The sequence below is a fragment of the Bacteroidia bacterium genome (genome assembly GCA_027493955.1).
Classification (GTDB): Bacteria; Bacteroidota; Ignavibacteria; order SZUA-365; family SZUA-365; genus JAOSJT01.
In genome coordinates this window covers 807,420-830,569 of the sequence record JAOSJT010000001.1, presented here as the reverse complement: position 1 = coordinate 830,569, position 23,150 = coordinate 807,420, and the positions used below count along the sequence as shown (strand labels likewise).

The 23,150-nt window shown below is 58.5% G+C and carries 24 protein-coding genes and 1 pseudogene; all 25 read right to left on the bottom strand.

The genetic code is table 11. The features are described 5' to 3' along the window. Window positions 1-2: 2 nt before the first annotated feature. Window positions 3-1,571 (bottom strand): hypothetical protein, encoded by a 1,569-nt coding sequence (locus M5R41_03305; GenBank protein ID MCZ7555417.1) that lies wholly within the window; start codon window positions 1,569-1,571, stop codon window positions 3-5. Then, on the bottom strand, window positions 1,571-2,389 hold the full coding sequence (locus tag M5R41_03300; GenBank protein ID MCZ7555416.1) for a hypothetical protein: 819 nt from the start codon (window positions 2,387-2,389) through the stop codon (window positions 1,571-1,573). The genes M5R41_03305 and M5R41_03300 overlap by 1 nt, the downstream gene beginning before the upstream one ends. Before the next feature lie 157 nt (window positions 2,390-2,546). Further along, window positions 2,547-3,575: a site-2 protease family protein gene (locus M5R41_03295; GenBank protein ID MCZ7555415.1), complete on the bottom strand. Its 1,029-nt coding sequence runs from the start codon at window positions 3,573-3,575 to the stop codon at window positions 2,547-2,549. A 24-nt stretch (window positions 3,576-3,599) separates the two neighbouring features. Next, on the bottom strand, window positions 3,600-4,343 hold the full coding sequence (locus tag M5R41_03290; protein MCZ7555414.1) for an HAD-IB family phosphatase: 744 nt from the start codon (window positions 4,341-4,343) through the stop codon (window positions 3,600-3,602). Beyond that, window positions 4,340-5,749: an Asp-tRNA(Asn)/Glu-tRNA(Gln) amidotransferase subunit GatA gene (gatA, locus tag M5R41_03285; GenBank protein ID MCZ7555413.1), complete on the bottom strand. Its 1,410-nt coding sequence runs from the start codon at window positions 5,747-5,749 to the stop codon at window positions 4,340-4,342. Before gatA ends, M5R41_03290 begins: the two co-directional genes overlap by 4 nt. A gap of 190 nt (window positions 5,750-5,939) precedes the next feature. Beyond that, the gene (tatA, locus tag M5R41_03280; protein ID MCZ7555412.1) at window positions 5,940-6,128 is read right to left on the bottom strand and encodes a twin-arginine translocase TatA/TatE family subunit; all 189 of its coding nucleotides are present in this window, start codon (window positions 6,126-6,128) and stop codon (window positions 5,940-5,942) included. A 12-nt stretch (window positions 6,129-6,140) separates the two neighbouring features. Beyond that, on the bottom strand, window positions 6,141-6,857 hold the full coding sequence (purQ, locus tag M5R41_03275; GenBank protein MCZ7555411.1) for a phosphoribosylformylglycinamidine synthase subunit PurQ: 717 nt from the start codon (window positions 6,855-6,857) through the stop codon (window positions 6,141-6,143). Window positions 6,858-6,866: 9 nt separating this feature from the next. Next, entirely contained in the window at window positions 6,867-7,115 is a 249-nt protein-coding gene (gene purS / locus M5R41_03270) for a phosphoribosylformylglycinamidine synthase subunit PurS (GenBank protein ID MCZ7555410.1), read from the bottom strand. A gap of 12 nt (window positions 7,116-7,127) precedes the next feature. Then, a complete protein-coding gene (gene pssA / locus M5R41_03265; GenBank protein MCZ7555409.1) occupies window positions 7,128-7,907 on the bottom strand; it encodes a CDP-diacylglycerol--serine O-phosphatidyltransferase in 780 nt (259 codons plus the stop codon). Window positions 7,908-7,923: 16 nt separating this feature from the next. Further along, on the bottom strand, window positions 7,924-8,574 hold the full coding sequence (locus M5R41_03260) for a phosphatidylserine decarboxylase family protein (protein ID MCZ7555408.1): 651 nt from the start codon (window positions 8,572-8,574) through the stop codon (window positions 7,924-7,926). Between the two features lie 466 nt (window positions 8,575-9,040). Then, window positions 9,041-10,243: a 3-oxoadipyl-CoA thiolase gene (gene pcaF, locus M5R41_03255; protein ID MCZ7555407.1), complete on the bottom strand. Its 1,203-nt coding sequence runs from the start codon at window positions 10,241-10,243 to the stop codon at window positions 9,041-9,043. Further along, window positions 10,240-11,589, bottom strand: a complete 1,350-nt coding sequence (locus M5R41_03250) for an aspartate aminotransferase family protein (protein ID MCZ7555406.1) — start codon at window positions 11,587-11,589, stop codon at window positions 10,240-10,242. The genes pcaF and M5R41_03250 overlap by 4 nt, the downstream gene beginning before the upstream one ends. A 14-nt stretch (window positions 11,590-11,603) precedes the next feature. Then, the gene (locus M5R41_03245) at window positions 11,604-12,272 is read right to left on the bottom strand and encodes a 3-oxoacid CoA-transferase subunit B (GenBank protein ID MCZ7555405.1); all 669 of its coding nucleotides are present in this window, start codon (window positions 12,270-12,272) and stop codon (window positions 11,604-11,606) included. Then, a complete protein-coding gene (locus M5R41_03240; GenBank protein ID MCZ7555404.1) occupies window positions 12,269-12,979 on the bottom strand; it encodes a 3-oxoacid CoA-transferase subunit A in 711 nt (236 codons plus the stop codon). Before M5R41_03240 ends, M5R41_03245 begins: the two co-directional genes overlap by 4 nt. Next, window positions 12,969-14,546, bottom strand: a complete 1,578-nt coding sequence (locus M5R41_03235) for a hypothetical protein (GenBank protein ID MCZ7555403.1) — start codon at window positions 14,544-14,546, stop codon at window positions 12,969-12,971. Before M5R41_03235 ends, M5R41_03240 begins: the two co-directional genes overlap by 11 nt. Before the next feature lie 619 nt (window positions 14,547-15,165). Continuing rightward, window positions 15,166-15,438, bottom strand: coding sequence for a hypothetical protein (locus M5R41_03230; protein ID MCZ7555402.1), 273 nt, complete (start codon window positions 15,436-15,438; stop codon window positions 15,166-15,168). An 18-nt stretch (window positions 15,439-15,456) separates the two neighbouring features. Continuing rightward, window positions 15,457-16,263, bottom strand: coding sequence for a DUF1573 domain-containing protein (locus M5R41_03225; GenBank protein MCZ7555401.1), 807 nt, complete (start codon window positions 16,261-16,263; stop codon window positions 15,457-15,459). Between the two features lie 93 nt (window positions 16,264-16,356). Then, window positions 16,357-17,106, bottom strand: coding sequence for a DUF1573 domain-containing protein (locus M5R41_03220; protein ID MCZ7555400.1), 750 nt, complete (start codon window positions 17,104-17,106; stop codon window positions 16,357-16,359). A 165-nt stretch (window positions 17,107-17,271) separates the two neighbouring features. Then, on the bottom strand, window positions 17,272-17,826 hold the full coding sequence (locus M5R41_03215; protein ID MCZ7555399.1) for a 2-oxoacid:acceptor oxidoreductase family protein: 555 nt from the start codon (window positions 17,824-17,826) through the stop codon (window positions 17,272-17,274). Then, window positions 17,819-18,616 carry a thiamine pyrophosphate-dependent enzyme gene (locus M5R41_03210; GenBank protein MCZ7555398.1) on the bottom strand — a complete coding sequence of 266 codons (798 nt, stop codon included), beginning with the start codon at window positions 18,614-18,616 and terminating at the stop codon, window positions 17,819-17,821. Before M5R41_03210 ends, M5R41_03215 begins: the two co-directional genes overlap by 8 nt. A gap of 14 nt (window positions 18,617-18,630) precedes the next feature. Further along, entirely contained in the window at window positions 18,631-19,698 is a 1,068-nt protein-coding gene (locus tag M5R41_03205; GenBank protein MCZ7555397.1) for a 3-methyl-2-oxobutanoate dehydrogenase subunit VorB, read from the bottom strand. Window positions 19,699-19,862: 164 nt separating this feature from the next. After that, window positions 19,863-20,075: pseudogene (locus M5R41_03200) on the bottom strand (4Fe-4S binding protein). 280 nt (window positions 20,076-20,355) lie between these two features. Further along, window positions 20,356-21,135, bottom strand: coding sequence for a hypothetical protein (locus M5R41_03195; GenBank protein MCZ7555396.1), 780 nt, complete (start codon window positions 21,133-21,135; stop codon window positions 20,356-20,358). A 106-nt stretch (window positions 21,136-21,241) separates the two neighbouring features. Further along, window positions 21,242-22,345 (bottom strand): divergent polysaccharide deacetylase family protein, encoded by a 1,104-nt coding sequence (locus M5R41_03190; GenBank protein MCZ7555395.1) that lies wholly within the window; start codon window positions 22,343-22,345, stop codon window positions 21,242-21,244. Continuing rightward, window positions 22,342-23,124: an enoyl-CoA hydratase-related protein gene (locus M5R41_03185; protein ID MCZ7555394.1), complete on the bottom strand. Its 783-nt coding sequence runs from the start codon at window positions 23,122-23,124 to the stop codon at window positions 22,342-22,344. The genes M5R41_03190 and M5R41_03185 overlap by 4 nt, the downstream gene beginning before the upstream one ends. Between the last annotated feature and the right edge of the window lie 26 nt (window positions 23,125-23,150).

Here is a 23,150-nt window from a genome sequence, read left to right as displayed (position 1 = left end):
CCTCATTGCAGCACCACGATTTTCGTCCACGAAGGATCGAGATCGTCAAGCGTGACCTGAATGTAATACACGCCATTTGCGGCTCTTCCGCCGGCGTCGTTCGTCCCGTCCCACACCTCGTCGTGTTCGCTGTCGGGCGTACGTGAGGCGTTATTGAGTATGGTGCGCACGGGAAACATCGCGAAATCGTAGACCTTCATCGAAACCGTGCCCCGGCTGCCGCTGCGATACCGTATGCGGCACACTTCGTCGTCGGGTGCGAAAGGATTCGGGTAGGCATAGACAGTTCCGGCCGTGGTGACGGGATCGGCCGCGCGCAGAATGGTCCAGGTGGTGCCAAAAAACTGCTGCGCGTCGTCGCGGGTTTTCATGAGTCCATCGGCGTTCGCCACCCAGACCTCGTCGCCCTGCGAAGTGACGGCGTAGCAATTGGGGGCCGCAGAAACCTGTCTGCTCACCTGATCCACGAAGCGTGAAAATCCCAGCCAGCTTTTACCGCCGTCGTCCGATCGGTAGATGCCGGAATTCGTGGCGGCATACACGACCTCGCCTTTGAAACCGAAATTATTGGTGAACTCACCGCGAAGCGAGGTTTGCCAGGTTTCACCCATATCGCTCGTCACACTCACGGCGCGAAACTCGGTGGGATTGAGCGCATTCACCGTCGCGGCCCACACATGCAGCACTCCACCGATGTAATTGTGATCGATGGCAACGACGAAGTTTCCGGAAATCGGACTTGTCTGATTGTTGAAGGAGAATTTCCGCCAGGACGATCCGCCGTCCGTCGAAAGATTGACTCCGCCCGCGGTGCCCGCCCAGATCGTGTCGTTCCCGATCGCGTGTACGGAAAACACCCGATGATTGAGACTTTCGCGTAAGCCGAGATCCGGACGGTTGACGGGCGACAACTCGAAATTGAGCGTGTCTGTGGGCGCTATCCTGTCCAGAAAATCAGGCGGAAGTACGACGGGCTGAAAGCTGACACCGCCGTCCGTGGATTTCCGCAATCCTCCCGCGAAGCTCGCGATCCATACCGTTTGTCCCGACATGGCGATGTCATAGGTGATGTTGTTGAAATCCGTAGTCACCGCTAGCGCTTTAATGGTGTTGCCACCGTAGGCGATGTCGTAGGTGGAGAGTTCCCTGGCCTCCATCGGCTGGTCAATACGCTTCCACGTAGCGCCGGCATCGGTGGACACGGCGAGTCCGAGTCCTTTGGGTATCGAACCCTGATCGGTTTTCTCGGATCCGGCGAGGGAGGTCCACAACGTAGCACCGCTGCCTGCGATTGCTGCGATGGATTCCTGATCAAACGGTGCCTTCGATCCGAACGGCACCCAATTGGCTCCGCCATCGCTCGTATATTCGAGGCCTTTCCCGCCGGCGACCCACAGGCGGTTTCCGTCGAGAAGGAAATCCACCGCGCTGTTGCTTGAGGGACGATCCTCGGAGAGCTGCGGCGTTTTACCGAGAGTATAGGAGAAAGGGCTCTGTTGGGCGTACATTCGGCCTGTGAGCAGGACGGCACCCAACATGAGCCATCCCGCGACAGAGACGTTCCTTATCATCAGTTCATCAATATTGTGTGAATAAACAAATTACTGGAGAGGTTGCTGTAGTCCAGCGCACGGAACTCAAAGCGATAGACACCGCGCATCGCCGTGGGCGGTACGGTGATGCGGAGCGAGTAAATGCCGTCGCCCGCGACGTCGTCTCCGGAACCGGCGTGACCATCGTCCTGCAGAATGAAGGGATTCCCTTGTGAGGGTTGCCCGTTGGGGAGGAAGGAATTGAAAAACACCCCCTTAATGTCTGCCAGGCCCGAAGGATCGGAGACACGTGCGGCGACCACGACGGTGAAAGCCGTGGATTGAATTTCCAGCGTGTCCGGCGCGAACACCTCGTGAATCACGGGGGGTTGTGACCCGTACACCACGCGCACCTTGGAGACTGCGATATTGCTGTTCAAGCCGTTGCGGTCCATCGCGTGCACTTCCACGCGGTAATCCCCCACATCTCCCCTGCGTATGGCGAGGGGCAGGTTCGCGGACCAGATCTCGCCGCCGGCGGCCTGAAGCGGAAGCTCCGCAAGCACCTGCGATTTGCCGTCGAGAGTCACTCTGCATGTCACTTCGTTCAGCGCGGCGGCGCCGAGCACGCGCACACGGACATTCAGCGGCAGTGTGACCGGGTCCGTCGGCGATTTATCCTGCCCGGGAATGACATTGACCGTGTCCGTATCGATGATGAGATCGGAAAGTTTCAGATCCCGCAGAACGACCGAGGGCGAGGTGATCGGTGGATCGACGGTCGCGTCGTCGCTGCTGCAGGAAATCAGCAGCAGCGCCGCCAGGGCTGTCAAACAGGTGATGCGCATGTGTTTCATAGTCTGTGAAATATGATGGATCTCCGGAATGATGAAGCCGGAGCAACTCGACGGAGCATGCCCCGGCTTGTACGCAACAATCACGGGAAGCTCTTTCAACATACGGAGGGTACCGCCGAAAAACAATGACCGCTGCGATCCCGGACGGATTTTCCCCCTATCCGATGTAAATCGGCGCGGGAGAAAGTGAGAGGATGAGCATGAGGAAAGAGAACCAGCCGAGCATTCTCCGGCGCGGGGTCAGATCCTCATCTATCGGTACAGGGGGATGTTCGATCTTGATGAACACGGCTATGAGTACAGCCCAGAACAGCCAGCCGGGCCAGAACAACGCCTCGTAGCCGGGGATGGCCGCGATGAGCCCGAGGGCCGCATCCGTAAAGCCCAGAAGATCGAGCAGTGAAGGAAAAAAGCCCATGCCGCCGAAAAACAGAAGCAGGGCAAAAATGATGCGACCGAAGTATTTCTGCGCGTCGCCGAACATCGCGTAGGTGATGTGTCCTCCGTCGAGCTGTCCAGCGGGAAGCAAATTCAGCGCGGTGACCAGAAGGCCAAACCAACCGGTGATGAGCAACGGATAGTGATACATCTCCGACATGGGGGGAACGTAGGCTCCGGGTCGTGCGAACACCGCCTGCATGAAATCGTAGAGCAGTGTGGTGCCGAAGCGCAGACTCAGACCATGCTCCGCCGAAGCGGAGGCGCCGATCGCGAAATCGTAATCCGGATGGATGGCCAGTAAAAAGTCATTTCCCGGAAGCGTCATAAAGCCCAGGGCGAGGATGATGACGGACGCGATGAAACCCGCGATGGGACCCGCTATACCGATATCGAAAAGCGCAACGCGGCCGGGTATCGGTTCGCGTGTGCGGATGACGGCGCCCAGCGTGCCGAAATTGATCATGCCCGGAACCGGCGGCAATGGGATGTAGAACGGAAGCGTGGTACGGACGCGGTGCCTGCGTGCGGCGAAATAGTGTCCGAACTCGTGGCAGGTGAGAATGAACAGCGCCGCGAAGGCATAGGGCAGCCCTACTGCGATATCCGACAAATCTGTTTTGTTTTGCCAAAGCATGCCCGACACCGTTGTCGTGATCAGCGTCAGAAGAAACAGCCCCGCATGTTTGAGAATTTGCTTCGGCGACAGTTCCGCCGTCGCGCCGGGGTGTAGCAGTGGTTCATTCATGGTGCGCTCCATTGTATCGGCCCGTCAGCCGCTCGTCCATAGTTGCCTGCGCAGCAGTTCGGCACGCTTGCGCCGTCGCAGTTTGCCCTGGCTGATGAGGCCGGACAGTATGATGCGTACGTCGTTGAATGTCGAAAACCGTCGAAAGGTGATATTCTCCATCTGACAATGCGTTTCGAGCAATCCGCGTGCGAAAACAAGATCCGCCATGGCCGCGGCTTCGAAGTCCGAACGTCCGTCGCCCACATACACCACGAGGTCCTCGTCGCGGGAAAGCAAGGCGACGTGATGGGCTTTGCAGTTCGCCGTCCGGTAACAACGCTCATCCGCAAACGGAAATTCCATGATCACGCGCTGGTGTTCGAAGCGTAGTGTATTGCAACGCACGGAAAGCCGGAGGTCGCGGCGCGCAAGCATGGGTTCAATGTACGCATCAAAACCATCGCTCAGAATAGTCACGGGATAGCCGTGCGCATCGCACCACTGCACGAAGGCGGGAAAGCTCTGATCGATGTCGTGATCGACCAACAGGTCAGTGAGAATGCTTTCGCCGGCGGGAGTCGCGGAGGCGGCGAGGCGGGTGTACATCTCGACACCGGTGTATTGACCGTCGGACCACTGTGCGGTAATCGCATCGAACACCGAATCACCGCACAGCCGCCGAAACAGCAGCGCGCCGATATCGTCCGGGGTGATGGTCCCGTCAAAATCGGTGTATATCCGTACGGTAGGATGCGGCAATGCGCCCCCGTCTGACATGGGCATCATGCTCCCCATCCTTCCGCAGCGGGGCAGGCGCGCTCTATCGCGGCAGCCGCAGCGAACAAGTCTTCTTCACCGAAAGGTCTCGCGAGGAGTTGCACAGCGCAAGGGAATCCTTCCGGCGTCGGCGGCAGCGGCAGACTCATCGCAGGCAGGCCGGCTACATTCGCGACAGCGGTACACTCGTCGGAAGCGCGCATAGCCATCGCGCTGCTGCGCTCCCCCGTCATGAATGGCGGGCCCTTCGTGACTGGTGTAAGAACGACGTCCACCACATCAAACACTCTCTCCCATTCCTCCCGCAGCACTGTGCGCACACGTTGCGCTCGCTGATAGTGCTCGTCCTGGCGGCCATCACCCTGTATCCACGCACCCTGCAGCAGGCGTCTGCGCACTTCGGCACCGAATCCCTCCGTGCGCGCATTCCGTATGGCCTCCTCGAAGTGCGCGCCCGCACGGCGTGCGCCAAAGCGCATTCCGTCATAGCGCGCCAGATTGCCCGCGGCTTCCACATTCGCGATGACGTAATACACCGGAAGCACTGCGTCGAGATAGTGCACATGAACGGGATGGAGCGACGCGCCCTGTTGCCGAAGCGCCTGCGCAGAACGGGAAAGCGCGGCGCCGGTGAACGGATCATCGCTGTCATTTTTCCCGTAATCGAGAATGCCAAAACGCAAGCCGGCGACACCGCGATCACAGGCCGCGGGATAATCCGGGACGGTACGTGCGGCGGTCGTGGCGTCGTTCGCGTCTTCACCGGCCATGACGAGCAGAAGCGCCGCGGCATCGCGCACACTGCGCGCGATGGGGCCGATCTGTTCGAACGAGGGCGCGAAGGAGATGAGACCATAGCGCGAGACCCGTCCCCATGAGGGCTTCATCCCGACGACACCGCAGAAGGCGGCCGGTTGGCGAATAGAGCCGCCTGTATCACTGCCGAGAGCGGCATCAACCAATCCCGCCGCTACAGCCGCCGCCGAACCGCTGCTGCTGCCCCCCGGCACTCTGGTATCGAGGAAGGGATGGCGCGTCGCACCGTACGCCGAAGTCTCGCCACTCGATCCCATGGCGAATTCGTCCATATTGCACCGCCCCACGAACACGGCACCCGCCTCACGCAGCCGCGTAATCACGGTGGCGTCGAAGGGGGCACAGTAGCCCTGCAGTATGCGCGAGGCCGCGGTGCAGGCCTTCCCTTGTATGCTGATGTTGTCCTTGATGCCGAGCAGCATGCCGGACACCGGAGAAGCGGTGCCCGCCGGAGGATGCGTGTCGGCAGCCGCCGCCTGCGCGTAAGCATCTTTCCCGAATACCTCGATGAACGCGTTCAGCGCGCGCTGCCGCTCGATCGCGACCAAAGCGCTCCGGAGACGCGCCAGGCAAGATTCCGTAGCTCGGTGTTCATTCATCGTGAAGTATACAATTTCTCCCCGTCGCACAACGTCGCCTACCGTACTCTCGTGTCCGGGCGCTCGCTCCGCGTGTGCTGCCCTGCCAGAGACACACCCGACAGAACGCCGGTTTGCGGCACTGACCTCTCCTGCGAGGTCCGGGACACCCTCTGAACAGCACGCAAGGGTGCTTGCCCGTAGCCGACGCCTATTTCTTCTCGTCGAGTTTTTTCTCGTCGAGACTGATGTCGTCCTGGATGTCCTTTGCCGCCTTGCGGAATTCCTTGATTCCTTTGCCGAGGCCCTGGGCGAGCTCGGGAATTTTTTTCGCACCGAAGAAAATGAGGATGAGAAGAACGACGATGAGAATTTCCCATCCACCGATATTGCCGAACATGATAACCTCCTGTTATTGAACCGGGACAGCGCCCGTCAACGTCGTGATCAGTGAAGCGAACACACCGATGCCGTCGGTGGATCCGAGAATGTCTTCCATCCCGCGTTCGGGATGCGGCATCATCCCGAGGACGTTGCCCTGCCGGTTGATTATCCCGGCGATATTGTTGCGTGAGCCGTTGGGATTCGCGTCGGTATGCACGGTGCCGTCGGCCTGTACATAGCGGAAGATCACCTGTCCGGCGTCCTCGATCTGTTTGAGCGTATCCTCATCAGTATAGAAATTTCCTTCGCCATGAGCAACGGGAATTCTCATGACCTGTCCGCTCGAAAAAGCTCGGGTAAAGGCCGTATCGGAATTCTCTACACGCAGGTGCACATCACGGCAGACAAAATGCAGGGATTCATTGCGCAACAGCGCTCCGGGCAGCAGTCCCGCCTCGGTGAGTATCTGAAACCCATTGCAGATGCCGATAACGTGTCCGCCACGTTCGGCGTGGCGCACCACTTCCTTCATAATGGAAGAAAAGCGGGATATCGCTCCGCAACGGAGGTAATCCCCGTAGGAGAAGCCGCCGGGGAGCACGATGACATCGGCCCCCTTGAGATCGCTTTCCTTATGCCAGAGAAATTCGGCGTTCTGGCCGAGAACGTGTTTCACCGCGTGATATGCGTCATGATCACAGTTCGAACCGGGAAAAACCACGACACCAAAAGTGAGCCTGGACATCGTGCGTCCTCAGATTTCGGTGAGAGTGAATGAATAATCTTCCATCACCGTGTTTGCCAGCAGTTTGCGACAGGCTTCCTCCACCTGTTGCGCGGCCTGCGCCTGATCAGCAGCGGCGACGTTCAGTTCGATATGTTTCCCCACGCGTACGCCCCCGAGCGCCGTATGGCCCAGCGAAGTTAACGCGTGCTCTATGGCTTTGCCCTCCGGATCGAGGATGGAAGGACGGAGTTTCACGGTAATGACTGCCTTGTACATGACGTTCCTGTATCAGTTCGAATCAGCTGTGATGTGATGTTCGTCGTCGTTGTCGTCGGAAACGGAATAATAGCGCGCATGGCCGCGCCGGATGAGGCGCCCCGTGGCAAAAAACGGTCCGCTGATCATAACGAGCATGAGCACCGGAAAGAGGAGTTTGCCGAGCGAGACAAGTACGGCGAGAGCACCGATGGCGAAGGCGCTCATCGCGAAAGGTTTTTCGCGGAATGCCCCGATGGAGATGCGGGGTATGACCGGATACCGTATGGTGCTGACCATGAGAATACCGCAGGCGACGGTGAGCGCGATAAGACCGATGCGAAGTTGCTCGCTGGCAACGACCTCCTGAGGATGAAAAAAGAGAACATAGGAGATCAGGGTCAACGCGGAGAGTGGTATGGGCATTCCCGTAAAGTACTCTTTCGAAAATCCCACCAGTTGCACATTGAAGCGTGCGAGCCGCAAGGCGCCCAGTATCAGCGGAAGCGCCGCAACGAGGGCGCCGAACGCTCCGTAGTCGTGAAGCACGAGAGAGTACAACAGAAACGAGGGCGCGACACCGAAACTCACCACGTCGGCCAGCGAGTCGAGTTCCACACCGAACTCACTTGCCGAATGCGTCAGACGGGCCATAAAGCCGTCGAGTGAATCGCATATCGCCGAAAGGATGACATACCAGGCCGCCAGCACATATTTGCCCTGCAAGGCATGAATCATGCACATGAAGCCGAAAAAAATATTCAGCACCGTGAAGAGATTCGGAACAATGGATCTGCTGAGACGGATTTTCACGCGGTATGCCTCGTGTTCAGCGCCTGACAACAGCGATGACGGTTTCTCCGGCCGTCACATGCTGATTCAACCGTACCTGTACTTCCGCATCTTCGGGCATCAGGACGTCCACCCTGCTTCCAAATTTTATCATACCGAAACGCTCCCCAACCCGCGCGGTATCGCCGGGCGAGAGCGGACAGACGATTCTCCGTGCCACGAACCCCGCAATCTGTTTGAAGAGCAGGCGATACGTGCCGGTATTCACCCCAATCAGAGTGCGCTCGTTGAGATCGCTCGATTTATCCTCCCACGCAGCCATGAATTTTCCTTCGTAATGCCGGACGTACTCCACGATCCCGTCCACCGGAAAGCGATTGACATGCACATTGAGCGGCGACATGAAAATGCACACCTGCATCGCGCGTCCTTCGAGATACTCCGGAGCATCAACGACAGCGATACTCACGACTTTGCCGTCCGCCGGGGAAATCACGCCGCCTTCGACGTCCGGGGTTGTGCGGTCGGGGTCACGGAAGAAATTGAGCGTAAAGGCCAGTGTTCCGATGCCTACAATGAGCATCAACACCCGCAGAGGGGTGAGGGAAATCAAAAACGCCCCTCCGATCAGTGCGAGACTGATGACGATCAGTGGAATGGCAACGTCGAGACCGTATTTCGTAATCATGCGCGAAAAAGTTACGGAGAAGTTCCGTGAGTAATTCAGTAAGATACCGAAATCGGGGGTGAATCCACAATGCAGCACGTCGGAAACCACCTCTGTGCGCAGGGCCGCTGCCTTCCGCAGGTGCGGACGGAGATGCCGCGGTCGTAGAGTTTTCGTCTGTCCGTGGTCAGACTTTGACCTCGGTTCACGTGCGACACTCCTGACAGAGACACAACGACTCTGCGCTGGGGACCGTACGGTCCGCACCGAGTCCGACAGTTAGCATTGCCCTGGGCGCGGGGATGAAGGGTAAGTCCCATCGGAACAATCTTCGGGTATCGGGGAAACGAGTCTCCCATCCCCTCCGATCGTGCGCCCACATGACATCACGACGAACCGCGGCGGGTCGGAAAGAAAATTAGCCGATCAGGACATCGTGTTCTGAGCGCCCGACACGCTCTCTCTGAACGCGACGGAGCCGGCGGTACTACACCCGTTCGATCACCATGGCAATCCCCTGCCCAACGCCAATGCACATGGTGCACAGGGCATTTCTGCCACCGGTATGCACCAATTGCGACGTGGCTGTGACGATCAGCCGCGCACCGCTCATGCCCAACGGATGACCGAACGCTATAGCGCCGCCTCGGGGATTGACACGTGCATCGTCGTCGGGTATATCAAGTACGCGCAGACAGGCCAGGGCCTGCGCGGCGAAGGCTTCGTTGAGCTCGATCACATCCATCTGCCCGAGTGCCATGCCGAGCCTGGCGAGAAGCGACTTCGTCGCCGGTACGGGTCCGATACCCATGATGCGCGGAGGGACTCCAGCGACGGCCATTCCCCGTACGACTACTCGTGGGGTAAGTCCGTAGCTCCTGACCGCGTCTTCCGATGCGAGCAACAGAGCCGCGGCGCCATCATTAATGCCCGAAGAATTACCTGCGGTGATACTTCCCGCTGGTCCGCTCAGCGATCTGAGCGTGGCGAGTTTTTCCATGGACGTCGCACGCGGGTGCTCGTCGCGATCGACGCAGAGGGCGTTGCCTCTGGATTGAGGGATGGTGATCGGAATGATTTCATCCGCGAGGCGGCCATCAGTTTGCGCCGCTGCCGCTTTTTCCTGGCTGCGAAACGCGAAAGCATCCTGATCTTCGCGCGAGATGTCGAAGTCGGTCGCCAGATTCTGTGCGGTTTGCATCATGGAATCCGTACCATACAGCGTCTCGAGGGATGGATTGACGAAGCGCCATCCCGGGTGGGTGTCGTACATCTGCACGTTACGGGAGAAGGCCTCCGCTGCCTTCCCGATAACGAACGGCGCGCGGCTCATGCTCTCGACGCCTCCCGCCAGCACCACATCCGCCTCACCCGCACGAATGGCCTGCGCGGCACGCCCCACCGCATCCATTCCTGAACCGCAGAGGCGGTTCACGGTCATGCCGGGTACGCTGTCAGGCAAGCCGGCCAGCAACACCGCCATGCGGGCCACATTGCGGTTGTCCTCCCCTGCCTGATTGGCACAGCCGAGAATGACGTCACTGATGCGGTCGTGCGGTAAGGAAGGATTGCGGTCGAGGATACCGCGGAGTACCGCAGCGGCGAGATCGTCCGGCCGAACGGTTGCGAGTGCGCCGCCGTGGCGTCCGATGGGCGTGCGAATGGCATCGCAGATATAGACGTCTTTCATGAATGCGATTCTCCTGCCCGTCGGGCGACGGCATCGATGTTCGGTTTCAGCGCACGAAACGTGCGGAGGAGGCTTTCAGCGAGGCGGTCCACCTCTGCCGTTCCCATCACGGTGGAAAACATACAGGCAAAGGTGTTGATCATGAGGATGTGCTCCTCGGTGTACATGAATTCCAGGAGTTCTTCGATCACTTTTTGCGTCTCTTTCGGTTGCCACGCTTCGCGATAGGTGGCCGGCGCTACCTCGGAAAGGTGCATTCGGAACATGGAACCTGCGCCGGTAATGGAAACCGGGACGTTCGCCAATCGAATCGCTTCCTCGATGCGCCCGATGGCCTGTGCGGTCAGGGCGTTGAGACGCTGTACCGCGGCGTGATCGAAGAGCGTCATAGCGGTGTAGCCGGCGGTCATGGTGATCGGATTGGCGGAGAACGTACCGGAATGCGGGAAGGGCAACTTCGCCTGGCGCGGATCGAGCACCTGCATGACATCCGCACGTCCGGCAAGTGCGCCAACAGGGAAGCCGCCGCCGATAATTTTACCGAGTGCGGTCAAATCGGGACGGACACTGTACCTCTCCTGTGCGCCGCCGTAGGCAACACGGAAGGTTACCACCTCATCGAAGCACAGCAGCGCGTCGTTGCGACGGGTCCAGGCATGGAGCGCTTCGACAAAATCAGCGGTGCCGGGGACCAGACCCACGCGATGCGGCACGGGGTCGATGAGTACGCAGGCGAGTTCCCCGGCGTGGCGGTCGAGTATGGCCAGGGTCCGCTCGACATCGTTGTACGGAAAAATCACCACATCATCGAGTACGCCCTGCGGGGTGCCGAAGGCCAACGGTACGCTGTTCGGATTGCTGATATCGCCCCAATTTCCGGGATTGGCCACCTGACTGACTTCGGCGAAATCGTAGGTGCCATGATACGCCCCTTCCGCTTTCGCGATTTTTGGACGTCCCGTAAAAGCGCGGGCGGCCTTGATCATTGCCATGACGGCTTCGGTGCCGGAATTCACGAAGCGCAGCATTTCGAATCCCGGAGTTCGATCCCGCAATAATTCCGCAAAATCGACCTCTATACCCGAAGCCATCGTATAGGCACTTCCGCGCTGCAGTTGTGCGGTCACCGCTTCCACAATCGCCGGATGCGCGTGGCCGTGGATCAGCGCCGCCATGTTGTTTGCGAAATCGAGGCGCGTCACTCCCTCGATATCGGTGATCAGGCAACCGGCCGCGTGTTCCACGTAATGCGGATGGGGACGGCGGTACACGGTGTTTCGGCTTACACCACCCGGAAGCACTTCGCAGGCCTTGGTGTAGATGGCTTCACTGTTGTTCGTTGTCATGGTGTCTCTCAGATCTACGCGCGTGCTGACGCGGTTGCTTCATGCAGCTCCGCCGCCGTCACGCCGCGGAGGAAATCCATATCCACGCCGGGTGCGAGTTCGCGCACGAACAGTCGTCGTTCGCGCACATCCAGAGTGGCGTAATTGGTATAGATGCGTGTCACCACACCCTTGCCTGTCAGCGGATAACTGCACCTACGCACGATTTTGGATTCACCGGACTTGGTGCAGTGCTGGGTGATGACAAAAATGTTGCGCACGCCGGCGACAAGATCCATGGCGCCTCCCACAGCGGGTACAGTGCCGGGCTCCCCTGTGGACCAATTGGCCAGATCGCCTTCCTGGGACACCTGGTACGCGCCGAGCACGCAGTAATCGATGTGCCCGCCGCGTATCATCATGAAGCTGTCGGCATGGTGGAAGTAACACGCGCCGGGCAGAGCGGTGATGCATTTCTTGCCCGCGTTGATAAGCTCGGGGTCTTCCTTCCCCGTTTCCGCTGCGGGGCCCATTCCCAGCAGACCGTTCTCGGTGTGGTACAGGAGTTCGCGTCCTTCGGGTACAAAACCCGCCACAAGCTCCGGAATACCTATGCCGAGATTGACATAGGAGCCGTCGGGAATATCATGGGCAACATTGCGGGCGACGTCGCGCATGTCCCAGCCAACGTGTTTGTCGTTCATGGGTACCTCCTGCCTTCGGCGACGAGTGTGGATTCATCCTGCGGATGGGCGACATGCACCACGCGCTGCACGAAAATTCCGGGTGTCACGACACATTCCGGATCGATCACTCCGACATCAACGACCTCGCCGGCCTGCACGACCGTCACCCGGGCGGCGGTACACATCACCGGGCCGAAATTCCGTGCTGTCTTGTTATACACGAGATTTCCGTACCGATCGGCACGTCTGCATTTCACCAAAGCAAAATCCGCGCGAATGGCATGTTCAAGCACGTGCGGTACACCATCAAAATCGCGATGTTCCTTTCCCTCGGCCAGAGGTGTGTTCACAGAGGTCGGCGTATAGAACGCGGGTATCCCCGCACCGCCGCAACGGATGCGCTCAGCCATGGTGCCCTGCGGAACGAGTTCGAGCTCGATGTCGCCGCGCTCATACAATGCGGGGAAGACCACGGAGTTCGCCGTCTTGGGAAAGGAACAGATCATTTTCCGAACGCAGCCCTGTTCGATCAGAGAGGCGAGACCGACATGACCACTGCCGGTATTGTTGCTGACGATGGTCAGTTCCCGGGCTCCCCGATCCACCAGCGCGTGAATCAGTTCGATGGGACTGCCCGCTTCACCGAAACCGCTGATGAGCACCGTAGCTCCATCGAAGACGTCGGCTACAGCGGCCGCGGCCGAGGATACAATTTTATTGATCATTGTTGCCGGCCCTGGCCATTTCGTGTCGCAGTGCTGCCTCGAGACGACGCTCAATCTCCTCACATTCGTCCTCGTAGAAATGCTTCTCGCCCTGATACGGCAAGAGCTTCTCTATGGTGTTCTCCTGTTCGTCGTAACGCGCGAGATACACCCGGTCCATCCAGTCCATATTGCGCCCTTCGTTGAATTTCAGGGCGAAGACCGTCTCTCCGTTCACCTCCGCGGTGCCGAGGAGGGATATTTTGCCCGCCGACGAGGTCATGGTGATGTAGCGCGACGGACGGTTGACCGACGACAGAGATTTGTACACCTTGCTGAAAATCTTGTGAATGTCGGCAAGCGGCGCGGTGAAGTAATGGTGCTCGCCGGTGGGTCGCGCGCAGTACATGGAGTGGAATCCCACACCGAGCATGCCGAGCAGATTGCCGAGGTCTATCCAGTTTTGCGCTGAACGGTCGATGTCCACCGTCCCGTCCGGATGCGTGAACAGACTGATGTGCTTCATGATGGGGCTCTGACTCCTGATCGCGACTCCGTGCGCCTTCAGGCGACGTATCGCCGCAATGGTCCCGGGATTGAGTATGTCGCGCGGCGTAGACAGATGCGCCACCCAGATGACCTGCACGCCACTATCCACACATTGCTGCAGCAACGAGAGGATGTTCTCGAATTCGTCGGTCAGAAGCAGTTCCGGATGGAAGGTCAACGCGCGTGAACCGAAGCGCAGCGTGCGTATATGCGCCAAGGTCGGATCCGACAGCAACGGTAGCACGTACTCGGCAAGGCGATCATAGTGAATAAAACCGCCATCACCTCCCGTGATCAGAATGTCGGTAATCTCCTTGTGCTGACGGAGATACATGAGCAATTGTTCAACGTCGTCCTGCACGAACATGTCCTCATCCCCGCGCACCTGCGCATGCCGGAAGCAATAGGTGCAGAAGGCGAAGCAATTCTGGGTGAATTGATCGAAGATCAGCGCGATGGGCGGATATTTATGCTGGCAGCCCTGCAGGATTTCCAACTGGCCATCGTCATTGAGGAACCATGGCTTGTTGAGCATCTGCTTGCCGTCGTGCGGATTCGTCTTCCGGGTGTACTCCTCGACGACCATGCGGCGCTCTTCATCCGTGGCAGCGTTGATGTACTTTTGTACTTCGTCACGGGGAATCATTCCGGGCTGGGGAAAGACCAGCTGATACATCGTGTCTTCCTCGTAATTACTCCAGTCGATGGAGTTCAGCACGTGCTTGGTGGCGAGAAAACGGTACACTTCGATGAAGAATTCGCGCTCTGTGATATCGCCGATTTCAATGCCATTCGCTGTGAGCACGCCGATAATCTCCCGGAAACCGGCGAGTCCGTTGTAATAGGTCTTCCCTGAAAAGTAGTAGGCATCGGTACGAAAGAAGCGCGACTGCTCCGCGAAATTCAAATGCAGGCGATGCAACAGCGCCGGTGGAAGCAGATGTTCCTCCTCGATAATACGGCGGGTTTCGCTTGAGAAATGATACCGCGTAAGCATGTCGTCGACATCACGGGCGCGGATGGCTGGGCTTTCGATCATAGTGTGTCATCGTATTGTGAAGAAATGAGTAGTCATATCCATGAGCGTACGGTTACGTTCGGCAGCAGCCCTTGACCCGGCCGGAAAGCGGTCGAGCGGACGAATGGATTGCGCCGCTGCGCTCTTCAACGGACGGCTCCGATACACGCGGGTGGAGCACTGAACGTGTTCGTCAGCGTGCGGTGTTGACGTCGCCGATACATTCATCGGACGCACTGTACAGAACGACGAGGGAATGGAGGAAACAGGAGCGTCAACGCGGCGGTGAGGAGGTACAATCGTCGTGTGTCTGCGCATGTATTTGTGAGATCCGTTCTTCCCCGTGGGGGCATTTCGTGTGGACTGCGGAGGCTGTGGAAAGTCGCATGTCTTTCCACGATATAAATATACGAAAGTCGCCTGAAACACAAGCGACACCCCACAGCGTGCGCGTACAGCCCGGAGCGGGCAAGGATGAACGACGCCTCGAATCACCGCATTGCGCCGCGACGCAGCCCCGGAACCGTGCGTCATCTCCATCCCGGGAAACCGCGAGCTGGCCGGCGGCATCCGCACGCACGCGCATAAAACAACAGCGGCTCCACTCGGGAGCCGCTGTGCGTAGTACGGAATGACCTCGTTACTCCGCTTCGTCCGGACGCGGATCGTCTTCGAAGCTGGAAAGTATGCCGTCCATCACGACCTGATTGGATTTCAGCGCTTCCAGTTTGCGGGAGAGCAACTCGGTGTGACTTCGTTCCATCTCCGCCATTTCGAGGAGAAAATCGCGCACCTCGGCGGCCTGTGCCATGTCGGCGGCCTCCAGATAAAAGGCCTGCGCATCTTTTTCCTTGTCCAGAGCGTCCTGAATGATATCAATCAGCGCGGTGTATTCGGGGATAATTCGCTTCATCCTTTCTCCTTGGTGTCGTTACCGTCCGGGTGCCGAATTCAACATTTGTCCGGCGTCGCTGCGCTGCAGGTTCGGTGTGGCATCGCGAATGACGCCGAACACCTGAATCATGCCCTCGTTATCGCCGGCTTTGAGGCGCACGGCACCGCTGATCTGACCTTTGTACTGCGGAGTGACAAACACCGTCACGTCTCTGCTCTCGCCGGCCTTGAGCGTGAAGCGCTCCGGTGAGACGCGCGCGTTGGTAAGGGGCAGGCCCACAACATTGCCCGTGCCGGACGTGTCGGCATAGGTGGTCATGCTCACGCTGACGTCGGCAATGTTCAACTCTTTTTGCGAGACATTCTTGACAGTCGTCACGCCGCTGATTTCCTTGCCGACTTCGCCGCCCATGAGCTGTATGTACTGCGGCTGTACGTCAATGTCGGTTTGTACGGTCGCGGAGAAGCGGATGACGGTATGCGGCTGCTGCTCGTCTTTGAGGTACACACTCACTGTTTTGGTGGTACGGCCGCGTGTGCCTTTCGGCGGGGTGAACTTGACCTGAATCTTGGCTTCCTTGCCCGGAGCGATGGAATTCTCCGAAATGACGGCCGCGGTACAGCCACAGCTTGCGCGGGCGGAACCGATTTCGATGACACGGTCGCAATTGTTCTTGAAAACGAAGGTATGTTCGACGGTGGCGTTTTGATCTATTTCACCAAAATAGTAATCCGAAGTGCCTTCGAGTGCGAAGCACGAGTTGTCCGTCGCCTGCGCGTGCGCGGTGGCGGAGAGTCCGAAGATGAGCAGGGCTGCTGCTATCAGGGTTGAGGCGGTTCTCATTGAACAATCTCCAGTTCAAATTGTGATCAATATGTAAATATAACGATTCCGGTTTTTTCTGACAATGGGGCCTTTCCTTCTCCTCCGCGGGAGCTACGGGCCTGACCGGAGGATGACGCCCACTACCGGGATGCGAATTTCCGAACGGTCCAGAGCGACGCGAATGGCGCCGTTGAGCTGTCCCTTGTTCCTGAGTGTAAAGACACACTCGAGTTCCACTTCCCCGCCGGGAGGGATTTCTTCCGCAGAGGGCTTGACACGCACATCCTCGAAAGGCATCGCCACCACATGGTCCACATGATAGGTATTGCCGTCGGAGCTGTCCGCATACATCATCAGCGCCGGGGTGATTTCCGTTATACGAATTGGCTGCTCACTTCGGGAAATGAGCCGGACTGTGCTGCGGAATTCCTTCCCCAGGACGCTACGAAACTCGATCATACCGGGATCGTAGCGCACAATGCCGACCACGTCCGCCTGAATACGCAAAGTGGCGAGCTCGCGCTCCTTGCCGTTGACGAGATGCCCCACCTGGACGGATTTATTCACGGGCCCGAGCATGGCGGGGCCACTGCGAAATTCCACTTCGATGCGGGCGGAATCCCCCGGCTGCAATTCCGACTGGCTCAGCAGCACCGCGGTGCAGCCGCAACTGGCGCGCGGGGGCGTGAGACGCAGGACGTCCGCCCCGGTGTTGGTGACAAGGAACACGAAGCTGCGAGCCTCATTCTGTCCCATTTCACCGAAGTCGTGCGACAGCGTAGCGAAACGCGCGGGCTGTGCCGCGATGGTGAGCGTCAGGAGGAAGAAGAGAGTGGTCGTGGCGGTAGAACGTCGCATCATATCAGAACAACACATTACACAGCCAAATGTTACACACCACCATCTTACGGAAGAAAATGACCGGGAACAATGCGAAATCGCATCCCTTTTCGGGCAGCACAGCCTTTTTGAACGGAAAAAGGCGGAGATTGTTCCTCCGCCTTCTTCACAGAACTACTGCTCGCTTTACGCGACCGGTACAGAAGACTGGGCGAGTTCGGCGCCACGCAAGAGGGCGGTCTCGTTCAGTGGAATGAGATGATGGTGCCTCTCGGGCAGCACTTTTTTCAATGCTTCGAGAACGGTGGCAATCTGTACGGTTTTCCGTTTCTCGATGAAGGCCCCCAGCACGATCATGTTCATGATTTTGGTGTTTTTCAACTTCACCGCTTCCTCGCTCGCCGGAATGGGAACGATATCCACATCCGTGCGCGTGGGAGGATCGATGATGTTGGTGCTGTCGTAGATCAGCGTGCCGCCGGGTTTGACGGCATCCTGGAATTTGTCCAGCGACGGCTGATTCAAGGCAACGACGGTGTCGAAGCGCCCGATAATGGGGCTGCTGATTTCATTGGAGCTGATGGTAACGATGCAGTTTGCCGTACCGCCGCGCATTTCAGGTCCGTAGGACGGCATCCAGCACACTTCACGGTTCTCGATCATGCCGGCGTAGGAGAGCACCTGTCCCATGGACAGTACACCCTGGCCGCCGAAGCCTGCGAAAATCACTTCCTCAACCATTCTCGAGATCCTCCTTTGACGGTACTTTCAGATCGCCCAGCGGGAAGAACGGGAGCATGTGTTCCTCGAGCCATTTGTTGGACTCGACGGGCTTCATACCCCAGTTTGTCGGGCAGTTGGACACGATTTCGACGAAGCAGGTACCTTTTTTCAAGGCCTGCCATTTGAAGCCATTCATGATGGCTTTTTTTGCCTTGCGCACATTCACCGGCGTATTCACCGCCTGGCGCGTAACGTAGAACGCACCGGGCAACATGGCAAGCAGTTCGGTGATTTTCAGCGGATTGCCGTTGAACTGCGTTTCGCGACCGTACGGCGATGTCGAAGTCTTCTGGCCGATCAGTGTGGTCGGAGCCATCTGGCCGCCGGTCATGCCGTAAATGGCGTTGTTGATGAAGACGATGAGAATATTTTCGCCGCGGTTGACGGTATGCAGTGTCTCGCCCGTACCGATGGCTGCGAGATCGCCGTCACCCTGATAGGTAAAGACGTATTTGTCGGGCAGGCAGCGCTTGATGCCGGTGGCCACGGCCGTAGCGCGTCCGTGCGCTGCTTCCTGCATGTCGATGTTCATGTAGTGATAGGCGAAAACGGAGCAACCGACGGGAGCGACTCCGACGGTGTTGCTTTGAATGCCAAGTTCCTGTACCGCTTCCATGATGATGCGATGCGCCACGCCGTGGCCGCAGCCGGGGCAGTAGTGCATGCGCGCGTCAACGAGGGTGGAGGGACGTTCACAGACGACATCCAGCCCTTCGTAGTTGTGTTCAATTTCCTGGGTGTGTTCCATATCTGTGTCGTCTCCTAGAGTTTCGAGTACATCTTCCTGGCGACCTCCGCCACTTCCTCGGGCGAGGGAATGATCCCGCCCATACGGCCGTACTGCTCGACAGGGCAACGACCATTGACGGCGAGGCGCACGTCTTCGACCATTTGTCCGGCGTTGAGTTCGAGCACGAAAAAGCCCTTCGCGTGTGCGGCAGCGTCGGCGATGGTTTGATAGGGATACGGCCAGAGTGTGATGGGCCGGATGAGTCCGACCTTTATGCCTTCGGCGCGGAGGATTTCGGCGACCTTGCGGCTGATGCGGGCTGAAAGTCCGTATGCAACCAGAACGAAATCGGCGTCGGCGGTTTCAATTTCCTGGACGCGAATCTCATTCTTTTCGATCTCGCGGTATTTGGCTTGCAGACGCAAGTTCACCTGTTCCATCTGTTCCGGCTGAATGAACAGCGAAGTGATGATGTTGCGCTCGCGACCGGCATCCTTGCCGACGGTCGCCCAGGAGGGTACGGGACGATTACCGCGTGGCTCCTGATCGCGTAATTCCACTTTTTCCATCATCTGTCCCAGCGCCCCGTCCGTGAGGATGAGAACGGGATTGCGGTATTTCTCCGCGAGCAACCAGCCATCCAGCACGAAATCCGCCATTTCCTGAACGGTGGCGGGAGCGAGAACGATGAGACGGTAGTCGCCATGTCCCCCACCCTTGACCGACTGGAAATAATCACCCTGCGACGGTTGAATGGTCCCCAAACCGGGGCCGCCGCGATTGACATTGGCAAGAAGGCAGGGCAGTTCGGCACCGGCAATGTAGGAAATGCCTTCCTGCATGAGACTGATGCCGGGGCTGGATGAGGTGGTCATGACGCGCTGGCCGGCACCGGCCGCGCCGTACACCATGTTGATGGAGGCGATTTCACTTTCCGCCTGAAGAATAGTGCATTGCGTGCGATTATACGCTTCGCGGGTAAGGTATTCGAGAACTTCGGACTGCGGTGTGATGGGGTAGCCGAAATAGGCATCCATTCCGGCACGAATCGCCGCTTCTGCGAGCGCTTCGTTTCCCTTCATCAGTCGTAATTCACCCATAATTGGTAAACTCCTTGTCAGGCTATGCGCGGATTGTTCGAATTAATGTCACGGGAAGCGCCGGTTCAGTTCTGTGCGGCTTCCTCAACGCCCACCTGGATACGGATATCGCCGGTGACGTTGCGGATCTCCGCTACGGGGACTTTCGAGCCGGATTTTTTGTCTTCGCGGTACACGGTGATGATCGCGTCCGGGCAGACCATAGAGCAATTGGTGCACCCGGTACAGACATCCTCGATAAGCACGGCATAATGATAGCCCTGCTTGTTGATATCCTTGGCGAGTGTCAGCGCCTCCTGCGGACAGGCAACGACACAGAGTTCGCAACCTTTGCACTTCTCTATGTCAATTTTGATATCACCACGGATTTTGGCCATAGGATCACTCCATATTCAGTGTTCAGTGACGACGGTTTCTATACAACAGACCGGTGCGCCGTAGCGGTACACCGGTTCCGTGTTGTCTAAGCAGGTATTCGAAAAATCAGCGCGATGCACGTGCGACGGTTTCCTTTGTACACATCCTCCCCGCGCGGGAGGATTTAAGACAAAGGTACACGAAATCCCGCTGCAAAACAAGCAACGGGGTGTGACGGGTTACGATTTCCTTTTGATGAAAGGCGATCGGGACAGCCGGTTGCGGCAGGCACCATAGGGCCTATCGCGAGAGTTTCAGCGAAAAATTGAAGCGCAGCTCGTCCGTGCGGCCGGCTCTCGCGATGAGCTGCGGACGCAGATCGGGAAGCCAGCTTGACTGCTCGAGGGCCGCGTTGTGGCGGCGTACGAACATGGCGCTCTGTATGGCGCTCCAGATGCGGTTTGCCACCATGCCCAGGACGAAGAAGGACACCGCGTTGTGCATCTGGTCCGACAGGATGCGGCGATCCTTGTAGTACTTTCTGTTCTCGTCGCTGTCCCATCCCCAGTACCACTGCGCCTCGTCCGGGTAGAGCTCGTCCAGACGCCGCTCGATCAGGCGCTGATTGTTGTAATCGTAGAGATCCTGGTAATTCTCGATGCGCACGTAGAACTCGTCATTTTTCCCGTCCGGATCGAAGCCCGCGTGCTGCCGCGCATAGCTGCGGGCATCGGTTTGCACCCAATCCCCGTAGGCGTTGACTCCGAGAAGTCCCAGCCAAAGCGCCGCCTCGGTCATGAGCGGGTATTTGCCGCGGTCGAAACAATCGGCATACAGTTCCCCCATCCCGGGCAGCACCACCGAGTACAACACGGCGAGTGTTCCGGATTTCCTCTCCCCTCCCGGTTCCGATACGAGCGGAGATGCAAAATCCTTGTCCATGGACGCGGCCAGGTGACGCTCATACACGGAAGCGAAATCCTCACCGGCTTCCTCCGTTGAGGTGGGTTGCGCAATGCAGGGACCGGGGAGCAGAAATGTGCAGGCAAGAAACGCCGGGACAAGCAGATGAAAACGCACGAAAACTCCGACAGGTTGAGGAATCAAATAATGTACACGCAAAACCTTCGCCGCGCAATCACCTTTCCGGGGTACGCACGGCGAATTGCCCTCTCTGCGCGTGGGGCTATTGCAGGGCGGAGCCGGAGAGCCGCACGAAGGCAAAGCCTTTTTTGCGCAGCCGGCCGATTTCCGTTTCGAGGAAGCCCAGCACCTCGGGACGCAGTTCCACGACACCGACGGCGGTTCCGTCTTTCACCGCCAGCGCCGCGATGTCATTCATGCGGGTACTCATCACATTCGTCTGTGAAGAGCGGTCAATATACGTCAGCACGGCGCTTTCGAGTTTGCGTATCCCCTGCGCTTTCATTTCCTCTTCCACCGTGCGCATGTACAGCCCCGGCGCGCGTTCGGAAGTGACGTAATACGCACGGCAGCCCGGAAAATTCCGCACGATGTATCGCAGATGGCTTTGAATTTCCTCCGTCCGCAAGTCCTCGGACAATTCGAAGCGAGAGCCCACATCCGCCGCGGGTTTGAAGTGCAGGTGCAGCACGATGTCGCGGCCGGCTGCGCGGAGACGTGTGTGCAGGGGCACCGCGTCTTTCGACGGCTCCAGGATCGCAGCGATGGGTTCGCGACTCTGCAATAAATGTTCGATATCTCCGTCCGACGCGGATTCCAGTCCGTCAACCAGCAGGGAGATATTCCCGGTCTGCCGCCGCACTTCGCTTGTGGGGTGAAAGATTAACGAGTAGCGTATCGTTTTGCGGAAAACAATATGCAGGGCGATCTGCGCCTCTTTCGCGTTCTCCACCGCGAAGGCCTTGCCCTGATATTGCTCAGCCATGGTCTTCAGATCGAGATTCAGCGAAGCGAACGGCAGATCGGTCGGAACTTTGATGAGCCACAGATCACGCACCTGGCCCAGATCCCCGACCTCCACGACGCGTCGCCGTATCCACTCCGGCTGTATGCCGAAATCATTCAGAATGCGTTCGACGTCTTCCTGCAAGCTTTCGATGGACGCGACGTCGCGCTTCTCCTGCATGCGCTCGAGGTTCGGCTGCACGAGTGTCACGAAGCGTTCCGCCACGAAGAGGAGAACAATGAATACGACAAGCACGCCCGCTATCCACATGCGGATGCGTACGCCCCTGTCGGGTCCCTGTTGCTGCACGAAAGAAGGACGGTTCCCGTGCGCGTCCTCGTCGAAAGAGTCGAAGTTCATTTCCCGGTAAAACTCGCGGGTCGTTTCTCCAGAAACGCGCTGGTCCCCTCCCGGAAATCATCCGTACCGCAGGCCAGTCCGAACAAGGCCGCCTCGGTTGCGAGTCCCTCGCGCAGCCCCATTTGCGGAACGCAGCGCAACGCTTGCAGCGCAAGTCGCACGGCGGGTTGACCCTTGCTGTGTATGACGGCGGCCATGGCGCGGGCGGCGCTCAATGCTTCTCCGCGGGCGACCACGCGGTTCGCCAAACCGATGCGCAGCGCTTCGGCTGCGTCCACCATTTCACCGGTGAGTATGAGTTCCGTCGCCTTCCCCCAGCCGACGATGCGGGCGAGCCGCTGCGTGCCGCCATAGCCGGGAATGACGCCGAGATTGACCTCCGGCTGACCGAATTTCGCGTTCTCGGAAGCGATACGGATATGGCAGGCCAGCGCGAGCTCGCATCCGCCGCCGAGTGCAAAGCCGTTGACGGCTGCGATCACCGGTTTCGCGCTTTGCTCGATGTCGTTGAACACGCCCTGACCGAAAAGCGCGAAACGCTGACCGGAAACCGCGTCCTGCTGCGTCAGCTCCGCGATGTCCGCCCCCGCGACAAAGGCCTTCTCTCCGGACCCGGTGAGAATGATGACGTCCACCGCCGCGTCGTGATTGGCCATGCCGACGGCGCTTTTCAGCTCCTGCAGGGTTTCGTGATTCAGAGCGTTCAGCTTGTCGGGACGGTTGAGTGTGATGACGGCGATACCGTCGCTCACCTCGTACAGAAGTGTTGAATAAGTCATGGCGTCACTCGCTTGTGATATGCATG